Source organism: Bacillus sp. LQ16, from assembly GCF_057784645.1.
Window position 1 is genome coordinate 85,001 of the sequence record NZ_CM173491.1, and the last position, 2,500, is coordinate 87,500.

General features: G+C 51.8%; 7 tRNA genes and 2 rRNA genes (1 of these 9 only partly in view). All 9 read left to right on the top strand.

Going from position 1 to position 2,500, the window contains the following annotated elements:
- Positions 1 to 1,651: ribosomal RNA gene (locus tag AC3EMB_RS00440) — 23S ribosomal RNA — on the top strand; it begins 1,271 nt to the left of the window's first position.
- Positions 1,652 to 1,752: 101 nt separating this feature from the next.
- Positions 1,753 to 1,868, top strand: a 5S ribosomal RNA gene (rrf, locus tag AC3EMB_RS00445).
- A 4-nt stretch (positions 1,869 to 1,872) separates the two neighbouring features.
- A tRNA-Val gene (locus AC3EMB_RS00450) sits at positions 1,873 to 1,948 on the top strand.
- 4 nt (positions 1,949 to 1,952) lie between these two features.
- Positions 1,953 to 2,028, top strand: a tRNA-Thr gene (locus AC3EMB_RS00455).
- Between the two features lie 13 nt (positions 2,029 to 2,041).
- Positions 2,042 to 2,117: transfer RNA gene (locus AC3EMB_RS00460), tRNA-Lys, on the top strand.
- A 14-nt stretch (positions 2,118 to 2,131) separates the two neighbouring features.
- Positions 2,132 to 2,212, top strand: a tRNA-Leu gene (locus AC3EMB_RS00465).
- 29 nt (positions 2,213 to 2,241) lie between these two features.
- Positions 2,242 to 2,316, top strand: a tRNA-Gly gene (locus AC3EMB_RS00470).
- Positions 2,317 to 2,332: 16 nt separating this feature from the next.
- Positions 2,333 to 2,421: transfer RNA gene (locus AC3EMB_RS00475), tRNA-Leu, on the top strand.
- Positions 2,422 to 2,424: 3 nt separating this feature from the next.
- Positions 2,425 to 2,498: transfer RNA gene (locus tag AC3EMB_RS00480), tRNA-Arg, on the top strand.
- The last annotated feature ends 2 nt before the right edge of the window (positions 2,499 to 2,500 follow it).

Here is a 2,500-nt window from a genome sequence, read left to right on the forward strand (position 1 = left end):
GACTGGTGGAGCGCTTAGAAGTGAGAATGCCGGTATGAGTAGCGAAAGACGGGTGAGAATCCCGTCCACCGAATGCCTAAGGTTTCCTGAGGAAGGCTCGTCCGCTCAGGGTTAGTCAGGACCTAAGCCGAGGCCGACAGGCGTAGGCGATGGACAACAGGTTGATATTCCTGTACCACCTCTTTATCGTTTGAGCAATGGAGGGACGCAGAAGGATAGAAGAAGCGTGCGATTGGTTGTGCACGTCCAAGCAGTTAGGCTGATAAGTAGGCAAATCCGCTTATCGTGAAGGCTGAGCTGTGATGGGGAAGCTCCTTATGGAGCGAAGTCTTTGATTCCCCGCTGCCAAGAAAAGCTTCTAGCGAGATAAAAGGTGCCTGTACCGCAAACCGACACAGGTAGGCGAGGAGAGAATCCTAAGGTGTGCGAGAGAACTCTGGTTAAGGAACTCGGCAAAATGACCCCGTAACTTCGGGAGAAGGGGTGCTTTCTTAACGGAAAGCCGCAGTGAATAGGCCCAAGCGACTGTTTAGCAAAAACACAGCTCTCTGCGAAGCCGTAAGGCGAAGTATAGGGGGTGACACCTGCCCGGTGCTGGAAGGTTAAGGAGAGGGGTTAGCGTAAGCGAAGCTCTGAACTGAAGCCCCAGTAAACGGCGGCCGTAACTATAACGGTCCTAAGGTAGCGAAATTCCTTGTCGGGTAAGTTCCGACCCGCACGAAAGGTGTAACGATTTGGGCACTGTCTCAACCAGAGACTCGGTGAAATTATAGTACCTGTGAAGATGCAGGTTACCCGCGACAGGACGGAAAGACCCCGTGGAGCTTTACTGTAGCCTGATATTGAATTTTGGTACAGTTTGTACAGGATAGGCGGGAGCCATTGAAACCGGAGCGCTAGCTTCGGTGGAGGCGCTGGTGGGATACCGCCCTGACTGTATTGAAATTCTAACCTACGGGTCTTATCGACCCGGGAGACAGTGTCAGGTGGGCAGTTTGACTGGGGCGGTCGCCTCCTAAAGTGTAACGGAGGCGCCCAAAGGTTCCCTCAGAATGGTTGGAAATCATTCGTAGAGTGCAAAGGCATAAGGGAGCTTGACTGCGAGACCTACAAGTCGAGCAGGGACGAAAGTCGGGCTTAGTGATCCGGTGGTTCCGCATGGAAGGGCCATCGCTCAACGGATAAAAGCTACCCCGGGGATAACAGGCTTATCTCCCCCAAGAGTCCACATCGACGGGGAGGTTTGGCACCTCGATGTCGGCTCATCGCATCCTGGGGCTGTAGTCGGTCCCAAGGGTTGGGCTGTTCGCCCATTAAAGCGGTACGCGAGCTGGGTTCAGAACGTCGTGAGACAGTTCGGTCCCTATCCGTCGTGGGCGTAGGAAATTTGAGAGGAGCTGTCCTTAGTACGAGAGGACCGGGATGGACGCACCGCTGGTGTACCAGTTGTTCTGCCAAGGGCATAGCTGGGTAGCTATGTGCGGAAGGGATAAGTGCTGAAAGCATCTAAGCATGAAGCCCCCCTCAAGATGAGATTTCCCATAGCGTAAGCTAGTAAGATCCCTGAAAGATGATCAGGTTGATAGGTTCGAGGTGGAAGCATGGTGACATGTGGAGCTGACGAATACTAATAGATCGAGGACTTAACCATATAATATGAAGCAATGTTATCTAGTTTTGAAAGAATATAAAAAACTTGTTGACTTTAGAAGTTAAATGAGTTACAATAATTCTTGTCTTAAATGAATACAGTCTGGTAATGATGGCAGAGAGGTCACACCCGTTCCCATACCGAACACGGAAGTTAAGCTCTCTAGCGCCGATGGTATTTGGGACCTTGTCCCTGTGAGAGTAGGACGTTGCCAGGCAAATGGAGGATTAGCTCAGCTGGGAGAGCACCTGCCTTACAAGCAGGGGGTCGGCGGTTCGATCCCGTCATCCTCCACCATTTAGCCGACTTAGCTCAATTGGTAGAGCAACTGACTTGTAATCAGTAGGTTGGGGGTTCAAGTCCTCTAGTCGGCACCAGTTTTAATTTTGAGAGCCATTAGCTCAGTTGGTAGAGCATCTGACTTTTAATCAGAGGGTCGAAGGTTCGAATCCTTCATGGCTCACCATTTTAATGAAATATGCGGGTGTGGCGGAATTGGCAGACGCACTAGACTTAGGATCTAGCGCCTTTGGCGTGGGGGTTCGACTCCCTTCACCCGCACTTTTAATAAAATATCTCAAACATGTCTTGCGGAAGTAGTTCAGTGGTAGAATACAACCTTGCCAAGGTTGGGGTCGCGGGTTCGAATCCCGTCTTCCGCTCCAATTTTCAATATGACATGCCGGGGTGGCGGAACAGGCAGACGCACAGGACTTAAAATCCTGCGGTGGGTGACCACCGTGCGGGTTCGACCCCCGCCCTCGGCACCATATGCGCCCGTAGCTCAATTGGATAGAGCGTTTGACTACGGATCAAGAGGTTAGGGGTTCGACTCCTCTCGGGCGCGTT